The 19,950-nt window shown below is 59.1% G+C and carries 18 protein-coding genes and 1 pseudogene; 11 read left to right on the forward strand and 8 right to left on the reverse strand.

The window, feature by feature from the left end:
- Positions 1-358 precede the first annotated feature (358 nt).
- Together BWI76_RS10415 and BWI76_RS10420 are read left to right on the forward strand one after the other, a co-directional pair.
- Positions 359-736 carry a RidA family protein gene (locus BWI76_RS10415; RefSeq protein ID WP_024359614.1) on the forward strand — a complete coding sequence of 126 codons (378 nt, stop codon included), beginning with the start codon at positions 359-361 and terminating at the stop codon, positions 734-736.
- A 190-nt stretch (positions 737-926) separates the two neighbouring features.
- Positions 927-1,955 (forward strand): annotated as a pseudogene (locus tag BWI76_RS10420) (LLM class flavin-dependent oxidoreductase).
- A gap of 43 nt (positions 1,956-1,998) precedes the next feature.
- Here the strand turns inward: BWI76_RS10420 and BWI76_RS10425 are convergent.
- The 5 genes from BWI76_RS10425 to BWI76_RS10445 form a co-directional block, all read right to left on the reverse strand.
- On the reverse strand, positions 1,999-2,334 hold the full coding sequence (locus BWI76_RS10425; RefSeq protein ID WP_004871461.1) for a gamma-glutamylcyclotransferase family protein: 336 nt from the start codon (positions 2,332-2,334) through the stop codon (positions 1,999-2,001).
- Positions 2,335-2,441: 107 nt separating this feature from the next.
- Positions 2,442-3,200, reverse strand: coding sequence for a thiol:disulfide interchange protein DsbG (dsbG, locus tag BWI76_RS10430; protein WP_049086931.1), 759 nt, complete (start codon positions 3,198-3,200; stop codon positions 2,442-2,444).
- 44 nt (positions 3,201-3,244) lie between these two features.
- Positions 3,245-3,967 carry a DsbA family protein gene (locus BWI76_RS10435; RefSeq protein ID WP_049086930.1) on the reverse strand — a complete coding sequence of 241 codons (723 nt, stop codon included), beginning with the start codon at positions 3,965-3,967 and terminating at the stop codon, positions 3,245-3,247.
- 7 nt (positions 3,968-3,974) lie between these two features.
- Positions 3,975-5,999: a protein-disulfide reductase DsbD family protein gene (locus BWI76_RS10440; protein WP_049086929.1), complete on the reverse strand. Its 2,025-nt coding sequence runs from the start codon at positions 5,997-5,999 to the stop codon at positions 3,975-3,977.
- A 46-nt stretch (positions 6,000-6,045) separates the two neighbouring features.
- Positions 6,046-6,426, reverse strand: a complete 381-nt coding sequence (locus BWI76_RS10445) for a hypothetical protein (protein WP_004871458.1) — start codon at positions 6,424-6,426, stop codon at positions 6,046-6,048.
- An 888-nt stretch (positions 6,427-7,314) separates the two neighbouring features.
- Between BWI76_RS10445 and leuO the strand changes: the two genes are divergently transcribed.
- From leuO to BWI76_RS10480, 5 genes are all read left to right on the forward strand, one after another.
- Positions 7,315-8,262, forward strand: a complete 948-nt coding sequence (leuO, locus tag BWI76_RS10460; RefSeq protein ID WP_004871457.1) for a transcriptional regulator LeuO — start codon at positions 7,315-7,317, stop codon at positions 8,260-8,262.
- Positions 8,263-8,545: 283 nt separating this feature from the next.
- Positions 8,546-9,058 (forward strand): hypothetical protein, encoded by a 513-nt coding sequence (locus tag BWI76_RS10465; protein ID WP_098066853.1) that lies wholly within the window; start codon positions 8,546-8,548, stop codon positions 9,056-9,058.
- Between the two features lie 261 nt (positions 9,059-9,319).
- The gene (locus tag BWI76_RS10470; protein WP_004871451.1) at positions 9,320-10,336 is read left to right on the forward strand and encodes an iron ABC transporter substrate-binding protein; all 1,017 of its coding nucleotides are present in this window, start codon (positions 9,320-9,322) and stop codon (positions 10,334-10,336) included.
- Between the two features lie 23 nt (positions 10,337-10,359).
- On the forward strand, positions 10,360-11,934 hold the full coding sequence (locus BWI76_RS10475; RefSeq protein ID WP_004871449.1) for an ABC transporter permease: 1,575 nt from the start codon (positions 10,360-10,362) through the stop codon (positions 11,932-11,934).
- Positions 11,935-12,963: an ABC transporter ATP-binding protein gene (locus tag BWI76_RS10480; protein WP_049099658.1), complete on the forward strand. Its 1,029-nt coding sequence runs from the start codon at positions 11,935-11,937 to the stop codon at positions 12,961-12,963. It begins immediately after the preceding gene.
- 10 nt (positions 12,964-12,973) lie between these two features.
- On the opposite strand, the gene BWI76_RS10485 is transcribed toward BWI76_RS10480, so the two are convergent.
- Positions 12,974-13,942: a PDR/VanB family oxidoreductase gene (locus BWI76_RS10485; RefSeq protein WP_004871448.1), complete on the reverse strand. Its 969-nt coding sequence runs from the start codon at positions 13,940-13,942 to the stop codon at positions 12,974-12,976.
- Between the two features lie 13 nt (positions 13,943-13,955).
- Complete coding sequence (hpxD, locus tag BWI76_RS10490; protein ID WP_004871446.1) at positions 13,956-14,993, reverse strand: molybdenum cofactor-independent xanthine hydroxylase subunit HpxD; 1,038 nt, start codon at positions 14,991-14,993, stop codon at positions 13,956-13,958.
- Positions 14,994-15,118: 125 nt separating this feature from the next.
- On the opposite strand from hpxD, the gene hpxR reads away from it, so the two are divergent.
- Positions 15,119-16,057 carry a LysR family hpxDE operon transcriptional regulator HpxR gene (gene hpxR, locus BWI76_RS10495; RefSeq protein WP_024359603.1) on the forward strand — a complete coding sequence of 313 codons (939 nt, stop codon included), beginning with the start codon at positions 15,119-15,121 and terminating at the stop codon, positions 16,055-16,057.
- A 174-nt stretch (positions 16,058-16,231) separates the two neighbouring features.
- Here hpxR and hpxO read toward each other — a convergent pair whose 3' ends face one another.
- Positions 16,232-17,386: an FAD-dependent urate hydroxylase HpxO gene (gene hpxO / locus BWI76_RS10500; protein ID WP_004871444.1), complete on the reverse strand. Its 1,155-nt coding sequence runs from the start codon at positions 17,384-17,386 to the stop codon at positions 16,232-16,234.
- A gap of 346 nt (positions 17,387-17,732) precedes the next feature.
- Between hpxO and BWI76_RS10505 the strand changes: the two genes are divergently transcribed.
- Genes BWI76_RS10505 through uraH form a run of 3 tightly spaced genes read left to right on the forward strand, consistent with a single transcriptional unit; the run spans position 17,733 to position 19,916 of the window.
- Positions 17,733-19,115 (forward strand): nucleobase:cation symporter-2 family protein, encoded by a 1,383-nt coding sequence (locus BWI76_RS10505; protein WP_004871443.1) that lies wholly within the window; start codon positions 17,733-17,735, stop codon positions 19,113-19,115.
- Positions 19,093-19,593 (forward strand): 2-oxo-4-hydroxy-4-carboxy-5-ureidoimidazoline decarboxylase, encoded by a 501-nt coding sequence (uraD, locus tag BWI76_RS10510; protein ID WP_049085008.1) that lies wholly within the window; start codon positions 19,093-19,095, stop codon positions 19,591-19,593. Before BWI76_RS10505 ends, uraD begins: the two co-directional genes overlap by 23 nt.
- Entirely contained in the window at positions 19,590-19,916 is a 327-nt protein-coding gene (uraH, locus tag BWI76_RS10515; RefSeq protein ID WP_004871437.1) for a hydroxyisourate hydrolase, read from the forward strand. Before uraD ends, uraH begins: the two co-directional genes overlap by 4 nt.
- Positions 19,917-19,950: the final 34 nt, after the last annotated feature.

A 19,950-nucleotide genomic window follows, 5' to 3' on the forward strand; every position in this document is an offset into this window, starting at 1 on the left:
ATGGTGATGGTCAGACGCTTTTTGGTGTGTTTCTTCATGCTGTGCGCATGCTCAGCCTATGCCGCTAACGGCGGTAATGGCGGCGACGGCGGGAATGGGGATAACTCGGATGGGGGCAATGGCTCTGATGGCAGCGCGACCGCGTCTGGGCGCGATGGTTGCCCCGGCGGAACGCAGCCTGACTCGTCCGGAAAATTTTATCTTCCGGATACAAAAGAGCCGTGCAATCCGGGCAGGCAGGATGCCATGAAAAGCGCGGGCCATTAGCCAGCCGCTGTTTAGCGACTGGCTAATGAATGACGACAAGACCGCCGAACGAGTGAGGCAAGTCAGTTTCTTGTAAAATAAGGATATCGGTATGAGTCAGATAGTACGAAAAAATTACCCTGAACTGGGCGAGGTCAAGGCTCCCTACGTTCATTCGGTTAAGCACGGAAACACGCTTTATATTTCTGGGCTCACCGCGTTCGGTACCCGAGCGCAGCACGACGGTATTGCCGCCCAGGCGGAGGAGATTTTTACCCAGATACGAACCGTTGCCCAGGCCGAAGGCATCGATTTTTCGTCTCTTATCAAAGTCACGATCTTTATCACTTCTTTTGATGAGCTCGACGAGCTGCGCAAAGTGCTTTACCGGAACTACGGCGATTGCTTACCCGCCAGCTCGCTCGTTGAAGTCAGCCGCCTGTTTTCTGCGGATCTCAAAATTGAAATTGAGGCGATATTCGGCCTGTGAGCCCGTGTTTATCGCCCGGGCCGCGGTCTGTGGCGTCGCGCAGACTCAATCAATTTATTTGAAGCATTCGGTTAAACAAACGATATTTATTCTCACCTGGTTATGCGTAGAGTAGAGGCATAACGCGGCAGACACGTTTCATTATGCGCCACCTGCCGACGACCTCCCCGCCAACCAGGATACCCACGTCATGAAAAAGATTGGCTTTTTGTCATTTGGTCACTGGACGCCGTCGCCGCAGTCCGGGACGCGCTCGGCCGCTGACGCGCTGCTGCAATCCATCGATCTGGCCGTTGCCGCCGAAGAACTGGGCGCGGATGGCGCCTATTTCAGGGTGCACCATTTCGCCCGCCAGCTCAGTTCGCCGTTTCCCCTGCTGGCTGCGGTCGGGGCGAAAACCAAACGTATTGAAATCGGCACCGGCGTTATTGATATGCGCTACGAAAACCCGCTGTATATGGCCGAGGATGCGGGCGCGGCGGATTTAATTTCCGGCGGCCGTTTACAGCTGGGTATCAGCCGCGGCTCGCCGGAGCAGGTGATCGACGGCTGGCGCTATTTTGGCTATGTTCCCGGAGAAGGCGAAAACGAGTCCGACATGGCGCGCCGCCATACCGAAGTGTTGCTGGACGCGCTGCGCGGAGAGGGGTTTGCGAAACCTAACCCGCAGCCCATGTTCCCCAATCCGCCGGGCCTGCTGCGGCTTGAGCCTTATTCTGCAGGGCTGCGCGAGCGAATCTGGTGGGGCGCCGGTTCGAATGCGACGGCAAGGTGGGCGGCAAAGCTGGGGATGAATCTGCAAAGTTCGACGCTGAAAGACGATGAAACCGGCGAACCGTTCCATATTCAGCAGGCGAAACAGATCCGCGCCTACCGCGAGGCCTGGGCAGAAGCGGGCCATACGCGCACGCCGCGGGTTTCGGTCAGCCGCAGCATTTTCGCGCTGATGAACGATCGTGACCGGATGTATTTCGGTTCAGGCTGTGACGAGAGCGATTCGATAGGTTTCCTCGACGAGAAGACTCGCGCCATTTTTGGCCGCAGCTACGCCGCGGAGCCGGACAAGCTGGTCGAACAGCTGAAGCAGGACGAGGCGATTGCCTAAGCGGATACGCTGTTGCTGACGGTGCCGAACCAGCTGGGCGTGGAGTATAACGCCCACGTGATTGAGTCCATACTGAAGCACGTTGCGCCGGCAATGGGCTGGCGCGACGTCTAAACCTGGGCTGAGCGACGCCCCGCAGACGCGGGGCGAAAGGGGATTACGCTGCGACCTTCGGCTGTAGCTGATAGATCCAGGCGGTCACGCGCTGGCCGTCTTCCGTGGTAACGTCCACGGCAACGCGATCGTAGCCCTCTTCAAACGCATCCAGCATCGGCCAGTGGACGCTAAGATTCGCGGACAGGAACAGATAGCCGTCGACCCGAGGCCCGTTGTTGTCGAGCACGATCCCCGGAAAATCCGCCGCCGCTCCCCAGCCGCGTTCATAAAACAGCCCCTTCACATAGCCGGGCTGCCACTCACCGCCAATGTTGTCCATAATATGGGCATTCGAGTGGCCCGGACGCAGCGTGCCGTAGACAAATAAGCGTTCCATTATTCCTCATTCATTCAAGCGTTGAATGCCCGGACGGGCAGCGTAAGAGTAAAAATACGCAGTCAGTCCTGGGTTAGCAAGGCGCCCCGCGGGACGCCCGCTCTGCATCAGGGCTCAGGCCCGAACATCTCCACCAACTGCTTCTTATCGGGCATGCCGATCACCTGCTGGAGCTCGTTCTGTTCATTCATGTAATAGATAGCCGGCGTCGCGCTGGCGCCCAAATCATCCATCAGCTTTTGGTTATGCTGAAGAAGATTAAAGGTTTCGCGCGGCGTCACGCCGTCAAAGCGCGGGAGTTTTTTGCCGCCGGAGAGTTCATACTCTTGCCAGGCGGCTACCGGATCTTTGGCATTCAGGATTGCCGTGGCGTATTGGCCGCTTTTCGGGTTGAGAAAGGCAACCAGCAGGGTATTCAGCTGGACCTTACCGGCTTTTACCCACGGCTGCGCCGCTGACCAGAACGACTTGCAGTAGGGGCAGAACGGATCGGCGAAGACAATCACTTTTCTGGCAGTGGAATCAGCGCCTTCCTTGAGCGGCCGGGCATCGTTCAGCTTCTTCCACATTTCGCGGCCTAACGGGATATAGATCGCTTCTTTGAAGTACCCCTCGCTGAGGTTTTGCCCTTTATCATCGTAAAGATACCCGGAAATAACGTGCTTCCCGTCCGGCGTCAAAAACAGGGTCACTCCCATATCCTGATACTGACCGACCCAGCCTTTCACGCCGCCGGGGGAATCTATCTCCTTAATAATTTTGATTCCTTGCTGTTCACCAAAATTTTTAACTATCTGGGGGATAGCCCCCTCGGCAAGCGCCAGGCCCGGCATCATCCAGGCCGCCAGCAGTAAAAAGTATTTCATCATATCGCCTCGCAATGCAGGGGGATCGCTCCCCCTGACGTGGGTTACTGTTTTTTCAGCGCGTCGCCGATTGTGGCATCAAATTGCTCCCAGGGGATCCAGCCTGAGAGCATCTCATCGCCGATAAGCGTGGCCGGCGTTCCCTGAATGCCAAGCTTTTCGGCGACAGCAAAGCTGCGCTTAATCGTCTCCAGGCTTTGCGCATCCGGCTGAGCCGCCATGACCCCCGCCTTCTTTTTTGCCTGCTCAATGCTGACACTGTCGTGATACCCCTTTTTCGCCATCAGGATAGGGTTAAATTTAACAAACTGTTCAGGATGCGTGCGCCACAGGGTGAGCGCATCCCTGGCCGCGGTCATTGAGCTTTCGGAGCGCCAGGGCAGAAACTTAAAGATCACCGCAACGTCCGGGTATTTTTCCACAATCTTCTCCAGATAGGGGTCAAACTTTTTACAATACGGGCAGTTATGATCGGTAAAGACGACCAGCGTCAGCTTCGGATTTTGCGCGCCGATTCGCGGTGAGTTGGGGTCGTGAAAGATAAACTCGCCGTCCTGCGACAGTACCTGCTTTAACGATTCCTGTCCGGCCTGGGCATTCTGCCGATCGAGTTTTTCGGCCGCGGCGATCAAAATTTCAGGATGGCCGATTAGCGTCTCCTGAACCAGTTCCTGCACGCGGGCCTCCTGCGCCGGCGTAAGCGGCGAAGACGCCGCAGCCGTCAAAGATGCCGGGAGGAGAGCGAGGGTGAGCAGCGTTTTTTTCATCGTTAATTTAACCTTTGGCACGATTGAGGGCCTTGAGGACGGTTTGTTGATCGAGCAGCGGCGGCAGCATTTCTCCCTGCGGCTGGCCCGGACCGTAGACCTGGTTGAAGGGAATGGCGTAGCGATTGCGGCTCTGCAGGAAACGGGCGATCGGCTCAGAAGGCTTGCTCCAGTCGCCGCGCAGCGCCACGACATCGGGCTGAGCCAGCGCGCGGATAATGGCGGGCTGATTTAACACCCGGAGTTCATTCACTTTGCACGTTACGCACCAGTCGGCGGAGATATCGATAAACACCCGTTTGCCTTCAGCCCGCGCGCTGCGGATGGCCTCCTCGCTAAGGGGCTGCCAGCGAATTTGCTGAGCGTTAGCCTGCGGCGACGAGACGGTGGAACCCTGCGCCAGCAGACCGCGAACCTGAAAGCCGCCATACGCCGCCAGGGCGATAACCACCAGCCAGAAGGCGGGAGTCGTTCGCTGATGGGCGACTAACAAGGCGATCAGGGCCGCCACGGTGAGAGTCAACGTCATCACGACGCTGGAGGTCTCGCCGAGGTGAACGCCGAGCAGCGTCGTCAGCCAGAAGCTGGAAGCCAGCATCATGACGCCAAGCGCCATTTTCAGGCTGTTCATCCAGCGGCCAGGGCGGGGGAGCAGGGCGGCGGTTTGCGGGAACAGGGCGACGAACAGCCACGGCGCAGCCATGCCCAGTCCGAGCACCATGAAAATCAGCCACAGCTCATGAAACGGGGCGGCAAGCGCGAAAGCGACCGCCGTGCCCAGGAAGGGGGCCGAGCAGGGCGTTGCCAGCAGAGTGGCAAAAACGCCCTCGCAGAAACTCCCCGCTATCCCGGCGCCGCCGGCGGTCGCCATCCGGCTAACGGCTGCCGAGGGAAGCAGCATCTCGACTATCCCGAACAGATTCAGCGCGAAGAGAAAGGTGACGGCAACCATTACGCCGATAAACCAGGGATTCTGGAACTGGATCCCCCAGCCCAGCGAGGCGCCGGTGAGCTTGAGTATCATCACCATCAGCGCCAGCAGGGCAAACGAGGTCAGGATGCCCGCGCTGGTGGCCAGAAAGCGCAGCCGGACCCTGCCCCGATCGGCCCCGGCCTGCAGCACCGCGCTGAGCTTCATGCCCATCACCGGCAACACGCAGGGCATCAGGTTGAGGATGACGCCGCCGAGCAGCGCGAAAAGCACTATTTTCCCGAGACTAACCGTCGCCGTTGGCGCGAGATCGGCGCCAGTCGTAAGGTTTATCTGCTGCGCTTTTTCGCCATTTGTCAGCACCAACGACAGTGCTTTTCCCGCCAGCGTGGCGGGTATTTCTCCCCATTCATCGGTGACCGGCACCGTCACCTTGAGGCGGTCGCCCTCGGCGCGAATCTCCGGATCGCCGGCCACAATCCCCCCGTCCATAGGGTCAAAATAGACCCCGGGATTTTTCCATTCGCCGGTCGTGGTCGCGGTGATGACCAACTGGCTACCGACCAGATGCGCGGCGAGATCGTTCGTCACCCCGTTATCCGCCGGGACAGCGCGCATGGCCCGGGCAAAGGCGTTCCGGAACTCGCCGTCCGCGGGCTGATTGAAATCGAGATGCAGCCGGTAGTCGGTCAGCAGACAGACGTTGCTGCAGGTCGACAGCGTAAGCATGCCTTCCAGCACGTCGCCGGGGGCGGCGGCGATCGTCATCGGGATCGCCACCCGGTCGTGGTAGCCCTGGGTCGTCAGGCCGGAAATCTTGAATCTTGACGGGGTAGGCCAGTACCACCGCGCCCGTTCGCCGTTGTTCCAGATTATTTGCGGGGCGACGCCGCCTTCACCCGGCGAGCGCCAGTAGGTTTTCCAGCCGGAAGCCAGCTCAATAGAGAGCAGTCCGTCGATCCGATCTTTGCCTTTTTCCGCCTGGAAGCGGATCCGGGCGTGGTCGTGTTGCGGGGATGTCAGCCATCCTGTGTCCGCCCCGTGGGCAACGCCCGCGCAGGTCAGTAACAGGAAGACGAAGCCCCTGAAGATATTCAGCATTTTTTTCTCCGTGAATTAAAAAACTAATCGTCTAAGAACGATTTTTTCACTCACGGAAAACGCAGTTTTTGAGATGTATTCGCAGCGTGGGCGGACGAACGGGATCGTCCCGCAAAACCACCGGACGGCCCGCGGCGAGCAGCTGAAGCAGGGTAAGGAATAAAAGAACGGCCGGCAATGCGCCATCGAAGAAAAGCGGCTGCGTGCAGAGCAAGGATTTGGCGCTCAGCTGGCAGGGCGAAGGCCCTTGCTCAGCCTCCTCTGAAGAGGGCTGCTGGGCCTGTGCGCTGAGAACGCTCTCCTGCGCCTGGGCGCTGGCGTCCGCCAAAAAATGGTGCAGATAGGCCGCCCGCTGAACAAGGCAGAATGCCATGACGAAGCAGGTCAGTATCAAAAACCATTTACCAGGGAGCCGACGGTTGCGCATAGGGTACCAGGACATTTCAGAACCCGAGGATCATAAACAATCCTTATCAATGTACAAGGGGCTGGCGTGTAAGGTTTTGTCTGCATCCTCAACCTTGACCCGTATCGGCCGGCGCTGAGAGGGACGATTCAGATATTTCGTACATTTATATTATTTACTCCGTCCAACCGACTGGCTAGTATTCGCGTCGCTAATTGGTATCGGCACGCCACTGCTGAACTTTACTGATTAGCGCCTGACCGCCATTAGCTCATCTGGAAGAGCGAACGACATACGTTGTAGGGAACGGGGTTCGAGGCCTCGATGGCGGCCCAATATCGACTTAGCGCGTTAACAGAGCGCTTCCCGCTTCCGCACAATTTTATTTCGCCCACCGCCTTCGCCTCCTTCCGGCTATTGCTGCATATACGTGACTATTTTCTGTGAAATAATTTCTATTCTTTAGCCCCTATGCGTCATGGAAAGTTATTACCCGGTTTTAGACTCCCTGTAGCGGCAAAGGAATATCGGCGTTCTGCCTGATTCGCGATTTAGCTAAGCCCAGGCGAAAAATTTTAATGAGAATTTACTTATTAGGATTAAGTCGCGTATTTTTCAGAAATTTCATCACTTTTTATATGGTATTCTCCGCTGTTCAAGGAGTGAACGAAGGAAAAATGAATGCTTTACCGCTATGCCGTTTTCTCCAGAAAACATAATACGTTTCATATTCTTCTGCTGTTTACCATTTTGATAATAAGTTTCATACATTTGAGCGTGCTGCTGGAAACCGATAACACATGGCTGCTGGGGCCGATGGTGATTTATCTGCCTATTTTTTTCCTTTGGCGAAAGGTCTCAGTGTTACGCAGCAGAATCGCTGATTAATGTGCTGGTGGAGTTCCCTACATGAGTGAAAATACAACATCTAAACCAACCTCTGAACCGAAAGTCCTGCAGCCGGTATTGCGCAAAGTCGACCTCAACCTGCTGACTATTTTTGATACCGTCATGCAGGAACAAAGCCTAACCAAAGCGGCGCAAACGCTGGGTATGTCTCAGCCTGCGGTCAGCAGCGCGGTCTCTCGCCTGAAGGTGCTGTTTAAAGATGAACTGTTTGTCCGTAACGGCCGCGGCATTAAACCGACAGAGCGCGCCTTTCAACTCTTTAGCTCGGTTCGACGCGCGCTGTCGCTGGTGCAAAATGAGCTGCCGGACACGCTTTTCGACCCGCTTGACTGCGAACGTCTCTACACCCTTTGCGTCTGTAGCCCGCTGGATAACTACCTGACGCCGCTTATTTTTAACAAAATCAGCGAGATTGCTCCCAGGGTCAGTCTGTCCTTTAAATCTTCGCTAAGTCAGCAGGTGACAAATCAGCTGCGCTATCAGGAGGTGGAATTTGTTCTCGACTACAACAAATTCAATCATCCGGAGTTTACCAGCATCCCGCTGTTCAACGACAAAATGGTACTGGTCGCCAGGTGCAACCATCCGCGTATCGCATCGCCGCTGAGTGAGGAGGATATTTATCGCGAGCAGCACGCTACCGTCGCGCTGGATCGCTACGCCTCCTTCAGCTCCCCCTGGTACAGTTCTGAAGAGCAGCAGGCGTGCGTCGCTTTTCATGGTAACGCGATGGTCAGCGTGTTGAGCGTTGTGTCGCAAACCAATATGGTGGCTATCGCGCCGGAGTGGCTGGCGCAAGAGTTTGAAGAGCAGTTTGGGCTGCAGCTGCTGCCGCTGCCTTTAGAAATGGACAGCCGCACCTGCTATCTCTCGTGGCATGAAACGGCGGGCCAGGAGAGAAGCCACCGCTGGATGGCGGAACTGTTGATAAAAATTTGTCAGCGCTAAATCCACCTCATAAATACCTGGTCAGACGCCAGGTATTTTATTATTAACGATCAACTCCTGTCCTGAAAATTAATTAAATACCCCATTTTATTCTTGTTCATCAGACAATGAAGACCGGAATAAATACGCTGTATTACTAAAATTAGCCCGCCAGAATTTCATTAAAATATCTCTTTGCAGAAAATCGCGCATTTCTCCGGCAGAGCCAATCGGCGGTTTCTATACTCTTATTATCCAGCCGGGCCGACGCCTGAACCAGGGGATGATGTTGATGCGCAGAAAAATGATCAAGCCTGCGGTGGCTGCCGCCGCGCTGTTGATGTCGTCGACGGCCCTACGGGCGGATGAAATCAACCTTTATTCGGTTAATACCGGCTCCTGGATATACCACCTGTCGAATAACCACGGGCAGTACACCGAAGGTTTTGACAACCAGTTTGCCTCCGTTGAACGCAAGTTCTCCGAAGATTCTCCGTACAGCCTGCTGGCCGGAACGATGAAAAACAGCTTTGACGATCGCTGCATCGCGCTCGGGGTACGCCGCGACTGGGCCTCGCTGGGCAACGGCTGGGTATTTAAGGGAATTTATGGCTACGTTGGCGAGTTTTTCTTCTCGGCCTTTGAGCACTGCGGCGACCATGGTTCTTACAAGGATTTTAAAGATGCGACCGGTATAGGCTTTTCTCCCTATATTTACCATGGATTTCAGTACAACTTTACCGATTATTTCGGCGTGGAAAGCGGAATTATTCTTCCCGCCGTCTTTGTGGTGAGCGTGCAGTGGAGTTTTCGCTAACGCAGTGGCCAAAGCCCGCCCGCAGTGGGATTTTGAAGGCAGTGTAAAATAAAATTAAGCTGTCTTAAGGTTATTTTAATGTTCATCGCGGCGGTTATTTTTTTATAGCATTTTCCCCGCCTGGTGCCGCCCGCGCGCAGTATATTTCTCTTTTTTCATTAGATGGTAATTGTTTGCATTATCATTCACATTCCTCTGTGATTTAATCCCTGCCGACCGGCTGCCAGTTACCCTTTGCCCACCTCTATTAAGGATTAGCGTATGCGTTTTCGTCTGGTGTCTTATTGCTCCGCTGCATTGATGGCTTCTTCCGCGTTTATTGCTCCGCAGGCGCTGGCGGCGGCCAGCAGCGACGGGATTGTGGTCTACAACGCGCAGCATGAAAACCTGGTTAAGTCATGGGTTGACGGTTTTACCAAAGAGACCGGCATTAAAGTGACGCTGCGTAACGGCGGCGATAGCGAGCTGGGGAATCAACTGGTGCAGGAGGGGACGGCGTCCCCGGCGGACGTCTTTCTGACGGAAAACTCCCCGGCGATGGTGCTGGTGGATAACGCGAAGCTGTTTGCGCCTCTGGCGGCCGAGACCCTTCAGCAGGTCGCCCCGCAGTACCGCCCTGAGCACGGCCGCTGGATAGGCATTGCCGCCCGCAGCACCGTATTCGTCTACAATCCGGCGAAAATCAGCGAAGCGCAGCTGCCGAAGTCGCTGATGGATCTGGCGCAACCGCAGTGGAAAGGGCGCTGGGCCGCTTCGCCATCCGGCGCGGATTTCCAGGCCATCGTCAGCGCGATGCTGGCGCTGAAAGGCGAGCAGGCCACCCTGGCATGGCTTAAAGCGATGAAAACCAATTTTGTGGCCTACAAGGGCAACAGCACGGTGATGAAAGCGGTGAATGCCGGTCAGATTGATGGCGGCGTTATCTATCATTACTACCGCTTTGTCGATCAGGCGAAAACCGGCGAGAACAGCAAAAATACCCGTCTCCACTACTTTAAAAACCAGGATCCTGGCGCTTTTGTCAGCATTTCCGGCGGCGGCGTTCTGGCCTCCAGCAAACATCAGGAACAGGCTCAGGCCTTTATCAAGTGGATCACCGGCAAGCAGGGGCAGGATGAGCTGCGCACCAATAACGCCTTTGAATACGCCGTTGGCGTCAACGCCGCGTCTAACCCGAAGCTGACGCCGCTGCAGGCGTTAGAGGCGCCGAAGGTTGAGCCGTCTTCGCTGAACAGCAAAAAAGTGGTCGATTTGATGACCCAGGCTGGCCTGCTGTAATCGTCCGTTAAAGTGAATACGCTATGTCTTCTCTGAGTTTCGCGCTCGGAAAAAAAGCCCAACGCCTGCCCGAGCGCAGGCGTCCTGCTTTTCCGATGATCGCGTTAGCCGTTCTGTTTTCTCTGCTGGCGCTCTTGCCGCCGGGTTTTGTTATTGCCGTGGGGGTCGATACCGGCTGGGAGACAATCCGGGCGCTGGTCTTTCGTCCGCGCGTCGCTGAGCTGTTGAGCAACACCCTGTGGCTTATCGCGCTGACGGTACCGCTGTGCATTGCGCTGGGCGTTGGCCTGGCCTGGCTGACGGAGCGCACGCTGCTGGCGGGGCGGCGGCTCTGGTCGGTGCTGGCGGTTGCGCCGCTGGCGATCCCGGCCTTTGTGCAAAGCTACGCCTGGGTCAGCGCGGTGCCGGCAATGCACGGCCTGTCTGCCGGGGTGTTTCTTTCGCTGCTGGCCTATTACCCGTTTATCTATATGCCGGTTGCCGCCGTTCTGCGGCGGCTGGACCCGACGCTGGAAGATGTTGCCGCCTCATTAGGTACGCCGCCGTGGCGGATCTTTTTCCGCGTGGTTTTGCCGCAGCTCAGGCTGGCGATATGCGGCGGCGCGCTGCTGGTGGCGCTGCATCTGCTGGCGGAGTTCGGCCTGTTCGCGATGGTCCGTTTCGATACCTTTACCACCGCCATCTATGACCAGTTCCAGTCAACCTTCAGCGGCCCGGCGGCGAACATGCTGGGCGGGGTGCTGGCGCTTTGCTGCCTGGCCATTTTGCTGCTGGAAGGGGCGTCGCGGGGGAAGGCGCGCTATGCCCGCATCGGTTCGGGCGCCGCGCGCGAACAGCAGCGGCAGCCGCTGGGCCGGCTGTCGGCGATCCCTCTTCAGCTCGCGCTGCTGACGCTGGTGATGCTGGCGTTGGGCGTTCCGCTGATGGTGCTTTGCCGTTGGCTCTGGCTGGGCGGCGTGGAAAACTGGATGAGCGCCGACCTGTGGCTCTCCCTGCGGCAAACGCTGCTGCTCGGCGCGGTGGGCGCGTTCCTCACCACCGCCTGCGCAATTCCCATCGCCTGGCTGGGCGTTCGCTATCCGCAGCGTCTTTTTCGTCTGCTGGAGGGGTGTAACTACATGACCAGCTCGCTGCCCGGCATCGTAACGGCGCTGGCGCTGGTGACGGTCACCATTCACTATGCGCGTCCCATCTATCAGACCGAGGTCACGCTGCTGCTCGCCTGGCTGCTGATGTTTATGCCCCGGGCGCTGGTCAACCTGCGGGCCGGGATCGCGCAGGCCCCCGTCGAGCTGGAAAACGTCGCCCGCAGTTTAGGCCGCAGCCCCGGCCGGGCGCTGTGGAGCGTCACCATGCGGCTGGCGGCGCCGGGCGCGGCGGCGGGGGCGGCGCTGGTGTTTCTCGGCATCACCAATGAATTGACCGCCACGCTGCTGCTCTCGCCACTCGGCACCCGCACGCTGTCGACCGGCTTCTGGGCGCTGACCAGCGAAATTGATTATGTCGCCGCCGCCCCTTACGCGATGCTGATGATTCTGCTTTCGCTGCCGCTGACCGGCATTCTCTATATTCAGTCGAAAAAAATCGCAGGCCTGTAAATGCTCGAACTCTCCTCAATCTCAAAATCTTTTGCCGGTACACGGGTGCTCGAAAACCTCAATCTGACGGTGGCCGCAGGCAGCCGTACGGCGATCGTTGGCCCCTCCGGCTCCGGTAAAACCACGCTGCTGCGGATCCTCGCGGGTTTCGAAACGCCGGATAGCGGGCGGATTGTCATGCAGGGGCGCACGCTGTTTGCGCAGGGGACATTTATTCCCGCCCACCTGCGCGGGGTGGGCTACGTGCCGCAGGAGGGCGCGCTGTTCCCCCATCTGAACGTCGCGGACAATATCGCCTGGGGGCTCGATGGCAGTCGCCAGGAGAAATCCCAGCAGGTAGCGGCGCTGATGGAGAGGGTCTCGCTGGACAGCCAGCTGGCGAACCACTGGCCGCACGAAATTTCCGGCGGTCAGCAGCAGCGCGTGGCCCTGGCGCGCGCGCTAGCGCAGCGGCCCGCGCTGATGCTGCTGGATGAGCCTTTTTCCGCCCTCGATACCGGACTGCGCGCGGCCACGCGTAAAGCCACCGCCGATTTGCTGGCGCAGGCCGGCGTCGCGTCGATTCTGGTCACCCACGATCAGAATGAAGCGCTCTCCTTTGCCAGCCAGGTCGCGGTGATGCGTCAGGGGCGTTTTGCCCAGGTTGGTACGCCGTATGAGGTCTACAGTCACCCGGTTGATGAAGAGACCGCGCTTTTTCTCGGCGATGCGCTGGTGCTGCCCGCCGAGCTGCGCGGCGGCCGCGCGCGCTGCGCGATAGGTGAACTCTTAACTGACAATCCGCAGGCCGTCGGACAGGGAAGGGTGATGCTGCGCCCCGAGCAGCTGGTTATTTCTCCCTGCCGGGCGGATGACCCGCAGCTTACCGTACGCGATGTGGACTTTAGCGGCCATCTCTCGACGTTAACCCTGACGATGCCCGGCCGGAGCGAGCCGCTGATCGTCAAAACCGTCAGCCAGCCGTTATGGCGGCCGGGGGCGGCGGTACGCATTGAGGTGGTGGGCGAGGCGCGGGTTTTCGCCCGCTAGCGGCGCCGGTCTATAAATCAATGCACAGATTCGCCGATCGGCTGCGCGAGCAGCACAGGGCGATCTGCTGCGCGCTGGCGGATTTCTCCGCCTCCGACTGTACGGTGTCGCGATGGTCGACAACCCCCTCGATAACCGGCGTCAGACAGGCGCCGCAAATCCCCATCTCGCAGGAGAGCGGGACGGCGACGCCGTTTTCCTGGAGCACCTGGGCGATAGTTTTATGCGGGGGCACCGGCCACCGCTCTCCCGAGGACGCCAGCGTCACGCTAAAGGTTTCTCCCTCCTCAGCGCCGGCTGGCGCGGCGATGGGCTGAAAGGCTTCGCTATGGATTAGCGTGTCCGCCCAGCCCCGTTCCATAGCGGCCCGACGCGCGGCGGCCATAAATCCCTCCGGCCCGCAGAGATAAATCGGATATCCGGTATGCGTATTGTTCAGCGCGGCGGCTAAATGTTGCCGGGCGCTGTCTCCTTCGCAAGAGCAGTGAATCACCACGCTTTCGGCGCTGAACCGCCGCTGCAGTTCGCGGACAAACGCCCCCTGCGCGCGGTTTTTCAGGTAATAGTGCAGGGTAAACGGCACGCCTTCCGCCTTAAGCCTGAGCGCCATCGCGTACAGCGGCGTAATGCCGATCCCAGCCGCCAGCAGCGTCACCCGCTCCGCTGTGCGTAAAGGAAACAGATTGCGCGGGGGAGAAATCAACAGCGTCTGGCCGGGGCGCAGCTGCTGATGGATATAGCGCGAGCCGCCGCGTGACGCTTTCTCCAGCGCCACGCAGATCAGGTAGCCGTCGTCAGGGCCGTCCGGGCCGGTCAGCGAATATTGGCGGATAATGCCGCACGGCAGATGCACATCAATATGCGCGCCGGGTTGCCAGGCGGGGAGCGGTCGGCCGTCCTGCGCCACCAGCCTGACGGCGAGGTTCTGGCTGCCCTGGCGCCAGATACCGTCAACGATAACCTCTATTACATCGCTCATAATGGCTCTCCGCTTAAACGAGGAAAAAGTCGCCGAAGCCCATTTTTTTCAGCCCGCGGCGATAGGCGATGGAGCTGCGATCGGCGGGGATATGCGCTTCGAGCGTTAAATCCAGCGGCAGTCTCTCCGGGCGCTGGGTCTCTACCATCAGGCGATCTTCCTCAAAGACGCGCAGGTTAAAGGCGTGAACATCCTCTACCGGCACGTGCAGATCGAAATTACGCGCGATGGGCGCGAACATGCGGGTGATCCGTGAGGAAACCGGCGAGGCGGCGTTCATAATCACCAGCCGGGCCTCGCCGGGAAAATGAATCGTCAGGGTGGCGGTAAACGGCAGATGCATCTCGAAATGGCGCAGCCACTGGAAGCCTTCCGGCGCGCGAAACTCGGAGCTGGCGGGATAGTTGCCGACTGAACTCCAGTAATCGGCGATAAAACCAAACGCCGTCTCCTGCGGGTTGTAGTTCGGCACCACCTGGTTATCCGGGTCGGCGAAGGTCTCGGTGTGGATCCAGGCGAAATGGGCGACGTCCAGAAAGCCCTCGACCTGGCGGCCCGCAAAGCCGTTGACCTCAAAGGCCGGGCAGTTGATTTGCTGAAAGCCGTCGTCGTGCCAGTGCGGCATCACCGGCAGCGGCATCGGATTCTCCGGGTCGAAGGCCAGGCAGGTCCAGATCAGGCCATAGCGTTCCTCAACCGCAAAGCTGGTGAGGTTGAGCTTCGCCGGTACCGGCTGGTCGGGGCTGGACGGGATACGGTTACAGCGGCCATCTTCGCCGAAGCGCAGGCCGTGGTACGGGCAGACGATCCCTTCTTCGTCGTGAAAACCGAGCGTCAGCGGCACGCCGCGGTGGGGACAGACGTCGCGAGCGACCACCACCTGGCCCTTGATACGATAGATAACCAGCTGTTCATCAAGCAGGGTGGCTTTTACCGGCGCGGGGCCGATATCGCAGGCGCGGGCGACCGGATGCCAGCATTTCGCCAGGCGCAGCCAGTCCTCGGGCTCAAAGGTGCAATGGGCGGGCGGGGTAGGTTGTGGTTTGTTCATGGCTTCTCTTCCTGCTCACAAAAACATTTGTTTAATTGTTGTGAGTTTATTGTTGCCATATTAGGGTGTTGACATCCATCAGCAAGAATTCACCCAGCCGTTGCAAAAAAGAGAACAGGTCGCCAATGAGCCCATTTTCACGTTTCGCTATCTATTTTGCCGAAGTGGCCCGCAGCGGCAGCCTGCGGCGGGCGGCGGAAAAGCTGCATATTTCCGCTTCGGCCATCAACCGGCAAATTTTGCAGGCGGAAGAGGCCTTTGGTACGCCGCTGTTTGAGCGCCTGCCGGAAGGGCTGCGTATGACTACCGCCGGGGAGCTGCTGTATGACAATCTGCTGCGCTGGCAAAAGGAGTTTCATCTGACGCGGCAAAAGTTTGATGAGCTGCAGGGGCTGAAGCGCGGCAGCGTCAGCCTTGGCATGGTGCAGGCGCTGGCGGAAGGGAGCTTTGCCGCCGCGCTGGCGGACATTATCGCCAGCTGGCAGTGGCTGGAGCTGAATCTGCAGGTGGCGGATAGCCATACCATCAGCCAGAAGGTGCGGCAGGCGGATCTCGATTTCGGCCTGATTCTGGATCCTGAAGGCCAGGCGGGGCTGAGCGTGCTGGCCTTTGCTGAGCTGGAGATGGGCGCGGTAATGCGCCCGGATCATCCTCAGGCGCAGGCCGTGATGCTGTCGCCAGGGGAGCTCAGCGAGGAGCGGCATATTGTTCCCGGCGCGCCGCTGATCGTCCATGATCGGGTCGCGATGCTTTATCGCCATTATGATTTTTCTCCGGCCAACAGTATTAGCTGTAACGATATCCGGCTGATCAAATCGCTGGTGCTGAAAGGCGGCGGCGTGACGATTCTCAGCCGTCTGGACGTGCTGGAAGAGGTGAAGCTCGGGCAGCTGGCGTTTGTCCCGCTACGCAACAAGCTGCTGCGTCCGCTCACCCTGGCCCTGTGCACCGCGCCGTCGCGCCAGCTCTCCCGCCCGGCGCAGATGGCGATCCAGAAGCTGACCGCCGTGATGGAGGAGATGCAGGCCGGGGCAGCGGGTTCACCCGCGTCTGCGATCCGGTAGCCGGAGAGGCGCATCTCGCCGCCTGCGTGAATGTCCCCGGCCTGAAATATTCTGCGGTTTGCTTCCCCGGCGGCGCTGCGCTGACCGGGCTACAGGTTCACCCGCGTCTGCGGGTCGGTAGCCCGGCTAAGGCGTTTACGCCGCGAGCCGGGAAGGGCGCTGATGCCAATATTTTTACCCCAGCGGGCCGCCCTGAATGGTTTCGCACAGGCCGTTGATAATCCGCTCTCCGGTCTCGGTTTCCAGCTCCTGATACCAGGCTTGCGTCAGCGCCATATCTTTACCATGGGTCACGTCGCAACGTTTTCGCGCCTTCAGCACCAGGTCGCGGACCCGATCGCAGCGCTGCGCTTCGTACTGGCGCAACACCCCGGCGATATCGCGGCTCTCGCGGAACAGATCCCCCAGCACCACCGCATCCTCCAGCGCCGCGCAGCCGCCCTGGCCGATATCCGGCGTGGTGCTGTGCCCGGCATCGCCCAGCAGCGCCACCTTGCCGCGAACCAGCCGCTCAAACGGTTCAATATCATGGATTTCAATGCGGTTGGTGGTCTGGGGATCGAGGGCGGCGATCAGCTTCTGCACCTGCGGCGCCCAGCCGCTAAAGTAGCGGCTGAGATCCGCCCGTAGCGTGCTGCGATCCTCGGCCAGCCCCGCCGGCAGCGGAACATCAAAGAAAAAGTAAAACCGGCCATCGGAGACCGGCATCAGCGACACCCGTTTCCCCTCGCCGACGAAAGTGGTCCACTGGTTGCCCGGCGCAATCGCCTCATCAATCTCCACCAGACCGTTCCAGTTAACGTAACCCGCGTAGCGGCGCTCAGGGGTATAGCCGAGCACGTACGGGCGCAGCGCGGAATGGCTACCGTCGGCGGCAATCAGAAAATCTCCCTCCGCCATCGACCCGTCGGTAAACCAGACGCGAACGCCGTCGGCGTGTTCTTCGCAGCGGGTGACGCGTTTACCAAACTGCACGGCGTCGCGTCCCCAGAAGTCGAGCATCTCGCGCTGCAGTTCAGCGCGGGAAACCGGACAGGGGCGGCCGCCGGTACGCTCTACCAGCGGAGCGAGGCTGAACTGGGTCAGGTCCTCCCCGCGCAGATAATCCTTATAAGCGAGAAAATGCATCGGGCCGCCGTAGCTCTCGATAATATCGCCCATACCTAAATGCTTCATGCACTTCACGCCGTTAGGCCAGATGGAGATGGCCGCGCCCACCGGTTTGATTTCTTTCACCGCTTCAAAGACTTCGCAATGGATACCTGCATTTTTTAACCCCACCGCCGCGCTCAGGCCGCCGATGCCGCCGCCGATAACTAATGCTTTCATTTGCTTCTCCTTTACATACGTCGTGATTGGCTTGAGCAATTTGCGTACCACTTTGACGCAGGCGCGGATTTCGCCGATTCGGCCTCCCCGCCATCGTGCGGTTGCACAATCGTGGTGCGTGATGGGGGTTTTGTTGCCTTTTTATGAATCAATAATTTCTATATTAGGAATCGAGAATCTAAAGTTTCACCGCGGCGGCCCGCGCAGGCGCACAGGGGTTAACCAGGAAGATGATTTATCTCTTTGTAAAATTGAGGAAAAATTAAATGTTGCGCAAGTGTGAGCGAATTTGGCCTGTTTTGTGCACCCGTTCCCGCACGCTTATTCGCAACGGGATGAAACGACCATGTCAGATGAAAAAAACGGCGGCTTACTGTACGGCCTCGAGCAGCGGATCCCGCCGCTCCCGGCATTTTTTAGCGCTTTACAGCACGTACTCGCCGGGCTGGTGGGCATCATCACGCCGCCGCTGATTATCGGCGCGGCGCTGGGGCTGGGGGAGTGGCTGCCCTATTTAATCAGCATGTCCCTGCTGGCCTCCGGCATCGGTACCTTTTTGCAATCCAACCGCGTTTGGGGGATCGGCGCGGGCATGATCTGTATGCAGGGCACCAGCTTTGCGTTCCTCGGCGTCGCCATTGCCGGCGGTATGTGGGCAAAAGGGCAGGGCGGCACGCCGCAGGATATTATGGCCATGCTGTTTGGCGTCAACTTCGTCGCCGCGCTGGTGCCCTGTCTCGTCAGCCGCTTTATTGAACCGCTGAAGCGTATTTTTACCCCGGTGATTACCGGCAGCGTGATTGCGCTGATCGGCATTAGCCTGATTAAAGTCAGCGTCATTAACTGGTGCGGCGGCGAGCAGGCGAAAGCCTTTGCCAGCATGAGCAATATCGCCCTCGGCGCGGGCACGCTGGGGACCATCGTCCTGCTGAGCTGCGCGAAAAACCGCTGGCTGCGCCTCTCTTCGGTGGTGGTGGGGATTGCCGTCGGCTGCGCGGCGGCGGCGCTGAGCGGATCGTTCCAGCTTAAAGGCGTCGGCGATGTCTGGTTCCGCTTGCCGCAGCTGTTTCCGTTTGGTTTTCAGTTTAACAGCGCGATTTTTATGCCGATTGCGCTGGTGTCGCTGGTCTGCATTCTTGAGGCGGTGGGGGATCTGACGGCTAACTGCCTGATCTCTCGGCAGTCGATAGATGACGAGGCCTTCCGTTCCCGGCTAAAAGGCGGCATTCTTGCCGATGGCATAAGCTGCATGGTGGCGGCGATGCTGTGCGCGTTCCCCAATACCACCTTTGCGCAAAACAACGGCGTGATTCAGATGACCGGCGTCGCCAGCCGCTACGTTGGCCGCTACATTGGGGTGATTTTGATTCTGCTGGGCCTGTTTCCGCCGTTCGGCGAGATACTGCGCCAGATCCCGGCGCCGGTGCTGGGCGGCGCGACGATGGTGATGTTTGGCTGCGTCGTGGCGGCGGGGATCCGCATTATCACCCAGAAACCGCTGACCCGCCGCGATATGCTTATCGTTGGCCTGGCCTTTGGTTTTGGTCTCGGCATTGAAGCGGTCCCGGCGTTTCTGACCCACTTCCCGCCGATCGTGGGTAACCTGTTCGGCTCCGCGGCGACCAGCGGCGGGCTGGTGGCGATTGTCCTGAATCTGATTATCCCGGAAGAGAAACCGGCCGCGGCGGCGGCCACAAGGAGCACCGATGATCGCGCTGAATCACTTTAACCAGCTGAGCGGCGAAGAGGCCGTTTCCCTGCTGGCGCCCTGCGTTGCCGTTCCTGGTTGGGCAGCGGCGCTCGCCGCCGGCCGGCCCTGGCGCAGCCGCGCTGATTTGCTCAGCGCCGCGCAGCGGCTGATGGCGGCGTGGGGCGAAGCGGAGCTGGCCGAGGCGCTAAGCGCCCATCCGCGTATTGGCGAAAAGCCCGCCGGGTCTCAGGCGCACGCGGCGCTCTCGCGTCAGGAGCAGGGAAGCGTTGATGAGCGCGATGCTGCGCTGGCGCAGGCGCTGAAAGCGGGCAACGCCCGCTACGAAGCGCGATTTGGCCGGGTTTTTTTGATTCGCGCGAAAGGGCGCAGCGGGGATGAAATCTTAGCGGCGCTGTCGCGTCGCCTGCAAAACAGCGAGCGCGCAGAAGTTCAGGACGCGTTGGCGCAGCTGCGCGAAATCACCTTATTAAGACTGGAAGGAGCAATTGGCGAATGAGTACCTTAAGCACCCATATTCTGGATATCTCTACCGGCCGACCGGCGCAGGGCGTGAAGGTTGTGCTGGAGCGCGAAGGCGCGCTGATTGCCCGCGGGGCCACCGATGAGAACGGCCGTATTGGCGAACTCGGCGCCGGGCCGCTGGCGCCGGGGCATTACCGGTTGAGCGCGGAAATCGGCGAGTGGTTTACCGCCAGCGGGCGCGAGACGCTCTACCTGAGCGCGCAGATTGATTTCGCCATCCGCGAAGCGGCTGGCGGGCACTATCATTTACCGTTTTTAATTGCCCCCGGCGGCTGGTCCACCTATCGCGGCAGCTAAATGTCCCCCGGAGGCGGCGCTGCGCGCCTCTGGG

The sequence above is a fragment of the Klebsiella sp. M5al genome (assembly GCF_002090195.1).
In the GTDB taxonomy this organism is placed as follows: domain Bacteria; phylum Pseudomonadota; class Gammaproteobacteria; order Enterobacterales; family Enterobacteriaceae; genus Klebsiella; species Klebsiella grimontii.

What these genes read in the sequence shown, in the direction of transcription:
- BWI76_RS10505 (WP_004871443.1), top strand. Translation starts at nt 17,733, where the DNA reads ATGTCAGATGAAAAAAACGGCGGCTTACTGTACGGCCTCGAGCAGCGG.
- BWI76_RS10440 (WP_049086929.1), bottom strand. Translation starts at nt 5,999, where the DNA reads ATGCTGAATATCTTCAGGGGCTTCGTCTTCCTGTTACTGACCTGCGCG.
- hpxD (WP_004871446.1), bottom strand. Translation starts at nt 14,993, where the DNA reads ATGAACAAACCACAACCTACCCCGCCCGCCCATTGCACCTTTGAGCCC.
- hpxO (WP_004871444.1), bottom strand. Translation starts at nt 17,386, where the DNA reads ATGAAAGCATTAGTTATCGGCGGCGGCATCGGCGGCCTGAGCGCGGCG.
- BWI76_RS10425 (WP_004871461.1), bottom strand. Translation starts at nt 2,334, where the DNA reads ATGGAACGCTTATTTGTCTACGGCACGCTGCGTCCGGGCCACTCGAAT.
- uraD (WP_049085008.1), top strand. Translation starts at nt 19,093, where the DNA reads ATGATCGCGCTGAATCACTTTAACCAGCTGAGCGGCGAAGAGGCCGTT.
- BWI76_RS10485 (WP_004871448.1), bottom strand. Translation starts at nt 13,942, where the DNA reads ATGAGCGATGTAATAGAGGTTATCGTTGACGGTATCTGGCGCCAGGGC.
- BWI76_RS10415 (WP_024359614.1), top strand. Translation starts at nt 359, where the DNA reads ATGAGTCAGATAGTACGAAAAAATTACCCTGAACTGGGCGAGGTCAAG.
- BWI76_RS10470 (WP_004871451.1), top strand. Translation starts at nt 9,320, where the DNA reads ATGCGTTTTCGTCTGGTGTCTTATTGCTCCGCTGCATTGATGGCTTCT.
- BWI76_RS10475 (WP_004871449.1), top strand. Translation starts at nt 10,360, where the DNA reads ATGTCTTCTCTGAGTTTCGCGCTCGGAAAAAAAGCCCAACGCCTGCCC.
- dsbG (WP_049086931.1), bottom strand. Translation starts at nt 3,200, where the DNA reads ATGAAATACTTTTTACTGCTGGCGGCCTGGATGATGCCGGGCCTGGCG.
- BWI76_RS10445 (WP_004871458.1), bottom strand. Translation starts at nt 6,426, where the DNA reads ATGCGCAACCGTCGGCTCCCTGGTAAATGGTTTTTGATACTGACCTGC.
- leuO (WP_004871457.1), top strand. Translation starts at nt 7,315, where the DNA reads ATGAGTGAAAATACAACATCTAAACCAACCTCTGAACCGAAAGTCCTG.
- BWI76_RS10465 (WP_098066853.1), top strand. Translation starts at nt 8,546, where the DNA reads ATGATCAAGCCTGCGGTGGCTGCCGCCGCGCTGTTGATGTCGTCGACG.
- BWI76_RS10480 (WP_049099658.1), top strand. Translation starts at nt 11,935, where the DNA reads ATGCTCGAACTCTCCTCAATCTCAAAATCTTTTGCCGGTACACGGGTG.
- BWI76_RS10435 (WP_049086930.1), bottom strand. Translation starts at nt 3,967, where the DNA reads ATGAAAAAAACGCTGCTCACCCTCGCTCTCCTCCCGGCATCTTTGACG.
- hpxR (WP_024359603.1), top strand. Translation starts at nt 15,119, where the DNA reads ATGAGCCCATTTTCACGTTTCGCTATCTATTTTGCCGAAGTGGCCCGC.
- uraH (WP_004871437.1), top strand. Translation starts at nt 19,590, where the DNA reads ATGAGTACCTTAAGCACCCATATTCTGGATATCTCTACCGGCCGACCG.